Source organism: Mesorhizobium sp. B2-3-2, from assembly GCF_006442295.1.
Lineage (GTDB): Bacteria > Pseudomonadota > Alphaproteobacteria > Rhizobiales > Rhizobiaceae > Mesorhizobium.
On sequence record NZ_VFWA01000031.1, the window covers coordinates 1 to 3645 of the forward strand.

The window sequence follows — 3645 nt, forward strand, 5'->3', positions numbered from 1 at the left end:
CGGCGGGCAAGCACCGCCTGGACGGGATCGGCGGCATGGCTTGCCGACATGTCGAGCGCGGCGAAGCTGCCCTCGCCCGCCGCCTTGTCGTCCTCGGCATAGGCCGCGGCGCCGCTCGCCGCGCCCTCCGTGCCGACAGACTGGGGCCCGCCCCCGCCCTGCCCGTCGAGCACGCCCAGGAACCGATCGGCGCTGTCGATGCCGGCAATGATGGCGCCGGCCGCGATCTCGCCGGAGGCGGCTGACAGCCCGTTCGCGTCGAGCCTGACGAATTCCGCGGGCAGCCTGCCATTGGCTTCGAAATGGCCGAGCGCCCTGTCGGCCACGGTCCGTTGGTTCTGATTGAGGGCACTAAGCTCGGGATCGGTGCGGTCGATGCCTGTCACCAGGTACACGTTGTTGGCATCATAGCTGAGGCTGGTCTTGAATCCGGGCAAGGGCGCGTCGCTGAGGCCGGCGAATTTGGTGCCGCCGAGACCGCCCGTGGCATTGAGGATGGTGTAGTTCCTGGAAACAGAGCCGCCCGCCAGGAACGTGACATCAACGGTGCCGCCCGAAAGATCGGCGGAGCCGATGACGCTCGCGCGGTCGGCCGCGCCGCCGGAGACCTCGACGGCGTAGACCGAGCCGGCGCCGAATGTCAGTTTCCCGATGATATTGATCGTGCCGATCGAATTCCCAGGCGAAAGCGTGCCGCCATTAATGATCGTCGACGGCAATATACCGGTGCCGCCCACTATCGCGCGCGTATTCACTCTCAGGCCGCGAGACGAAGCGATCGAGCCGTTTGCCAGAAGTGCGCCGGCGTTGACCGTCATGCCGCCGTCGACGCTGCTGGTGCCGGTGAGGGTGAGTGTGCCAGGGCCGTTCTTGGTGAGCGTGCCGGTGCCCGTCATGTTGCCGGCATAGGTGCCGTCGAAACCCTGGTCGAAAATAACGGCGGCATTGTTCAGGATGTTGCCTTGCAGGCTAAAGGTCGTGCCCTGCAGCGCGCCGGCCAAGACGGTCGTGCCGCCAGCGTAGTTGGCGGCGGCGGGCAGGATCAGCGTGCCGGCGCCGATCTTGGTCAGGCTGCCGAGGCCGGTGATGTTGCCGGCATAGATGCCGTCGGCTGCTTGGTCGAAGACGACGGAGGCGTTGTCGGTGATATGGCCCCGCAGGCTCATTGCATTGCCCTGCAGGACGCCGGCATTGACGGTGGTGCTGCCGGTATAGGCATTCGCGCCAGTGAGGATGAGGGTGCCGTCGCCAGTCTTGGTGAGGCTGCCCGAACCCCTGACGACACCGCTCAAGGTGAGGGATTTGTTGGCGTCCACGAGGATAGCGCCACCGGCGCCTAAAAGCCCGACAGGGCGGGCGCTGGTAAAGGTCTCCGAGGCGCGCAGAGCCCCGTTGTTCAGGTCGACATGGGTGCCGGCTGCGCCGAGCTTGGCGTCGGAGGCAACCCACAGGGTCCCTCCTGCCACCTGCGTGCCGCCGGTGTAGGTATTGTTGCCGGTGAGGACCAGCGTGCCGGCTCCGATCTTGAAGAGGCCACCGTTGCCACTTATGTCGCCGCTCCAGGAGAGAGACTGGGACTGCGCCGTCACGTCGATACCGCCACCGTTGCTGGCCAAGGTGATATTGCGGCTGATCGACGCCGCCGCAGATGTCATGGTCCCGACTGCACCACCGTTCAACATGATCCCGGTGGCTGCCGCGCCCAAGTTGGCGTCGTTGGCGAAGCGCAGCACGCCGCCGGTGACCGTCGTGCCGCCCGAGTAGGTGTTGGCCCCGCTGAGAATCAGGTCGCCGGGGCCGGACTTGACCAGCACGCCGCTTCCTCCGATGACGCCACTCAAGGTGAGGGCCTTGCCTGGGTCGACGAGCAAGACCCCATCGCCACTTAGGAGCCCGACCGGGCGGGTGCTGGTGAAGGTCCCGGCCGCGTGCAGACCGCTGCCGTCCAAAAGATGGATATGGGCATCTGGAGCGCCGAAGTTGGCGTCGGAGGCGACCAGCAGGGTTCCTTCTTCTACCCGCGTGCCGCCTGTGTAGGTGTTGGTGCCCGTGAGCGCGACCTCACCTTTGCCCTGCTTGAACAGGGCGCCGCTGCCGGACATGTTGCCGGCGAAGGTGCCGTCGTTGCCGGACTGGTCGAAGATGACGGACGCATTGTTGGTGATGTTGCCTCTGAGGCTCGACGTGTTGCCCTGCAGGATGCCGGCATTGACGATGGTGCCGCCGCTATAGGCATTGGCGCCGGTGAGGACGGTCACCCCGTCGCCATTCTTGACCAGAGACCAGCTGCCACTGTCGGTGCCGGTGCCGCCAGCTCCGGTCTGGTCGATGATGATGTCGCTTATGGTCTGCGTCTCCCCGGCGCCAGGGGCGACGCTGAACGACCCGTTGCCGTGAAGGAAGATGCCCGACCCGATGCCCTGGCCGGGAGTGGCATTGCCCTGCCCGCCCCTCCTTCCACCGTCACCGCCCGCGACGGAATTTCCGGAAATGTTGAGAGCGCCGGCCAGGGTCAGGCTGCCGCCCTCCTGAACGAAGATCGCACCGCCGAGACCGGCGCCGCCACCGCCGCCACCGCTGACGTCGTTGCTGGTGCCGGTGCCGCCGCCGAAGCCACCAGGCTCAGCCACTCCACTACTGCCGGCCCCGCTGCCGCCGCCAAAACCGCCGGCCCCCGGTATATAAGGGCAGTCGTTGCCCGAACACCAGCCGCTGCCGCCGCCGCCGCCGCCAAAACCACCGGGGCTGCCGTCTGTTATGCTACCGTCACCGCCGGCGTCGTCCGGCGCACCGCCTCCACCACTGACGGAGGGGCCGCCGTCGCCGCCATCGGCTCCGATGGGCCAATAGCCACCGCCGCCGCCACTGCTGCCCCACGAACTGCTCAAAGTCAAAGGTCCGAGCGCGCCGCCATTGCCGCCGCGCGCCTGGTTGGCCTGCAGGTTGACATTGCTTACTGTCACATTGGCGCCTTTGCCGATGAACAGCGCGCCGCCCAGTCCAGCGCCGCCGCCGCCGCCGCCGCCGCGGGCGGGATTGCCGGGTACAATAAATCTTGCGTCGCCACCCTTACCGCCCTCGGCTTTGGCGTTGGTGATGGTGAGATCTTTGATCGCCACGTTGATCGCGCCCTGCTGCACGAACAGGCCGCGATACTGGTTGTTGCCGGAGAGGGTGAAGCCTTGTCCGTTGATGGTCATGTTGCCGCTCCGCACGGGCGGCAGGTTGGCTGTCAGCGTGACATTGGCGTAGAACCGGATTGTGTCGCCGTAGTCGGCGTTGAAGATGGCGAAATGCAGATCCCCCTCGTTGTAGATTGGCCAGTCCTCGGCTCTCGCCGGAAGCGTTGTCGACAGCGTTCCAGCTGCGAGAAGGATGGCCAGTGCCAGGCGCGAGCCCGATGTCGACAGACAAGTCTCTCTGCGCAGAGCCGTCTTCGGATGAGCCCGCCTCGGTGCATCGATTTTTCTACCCATCTGCTTGACCCCAGAAGTCCCCCGAATTTGGGGGATCTTGAATTGACTGTTGACAAAGGAACAACACGCCAAGATGCGCATAGCCTCACCATGTGATGCCGAGCTTCAGCTTGCCGGAATAGCTCTTCACGTTGCCGGAGAACTCGCCCTGGAAGGCGGCCGCGGCAAA

1 protein-coding gene is annotated in these 3645 nt (G+C 65.9%); it reads right to left on the bottom strand.

The features are described 5' to 3' along the window. Positions 1–3476 (bottom strand): autotransporter-associated beta strand repeat-containing protein (locus FJ964_RS30830; protein WP_140554508.1); only part of this gene is annotated, 3476 nt, incomplete at its 3' end. Positions 3477–3645: the final 169 nt, after the last annotated feature.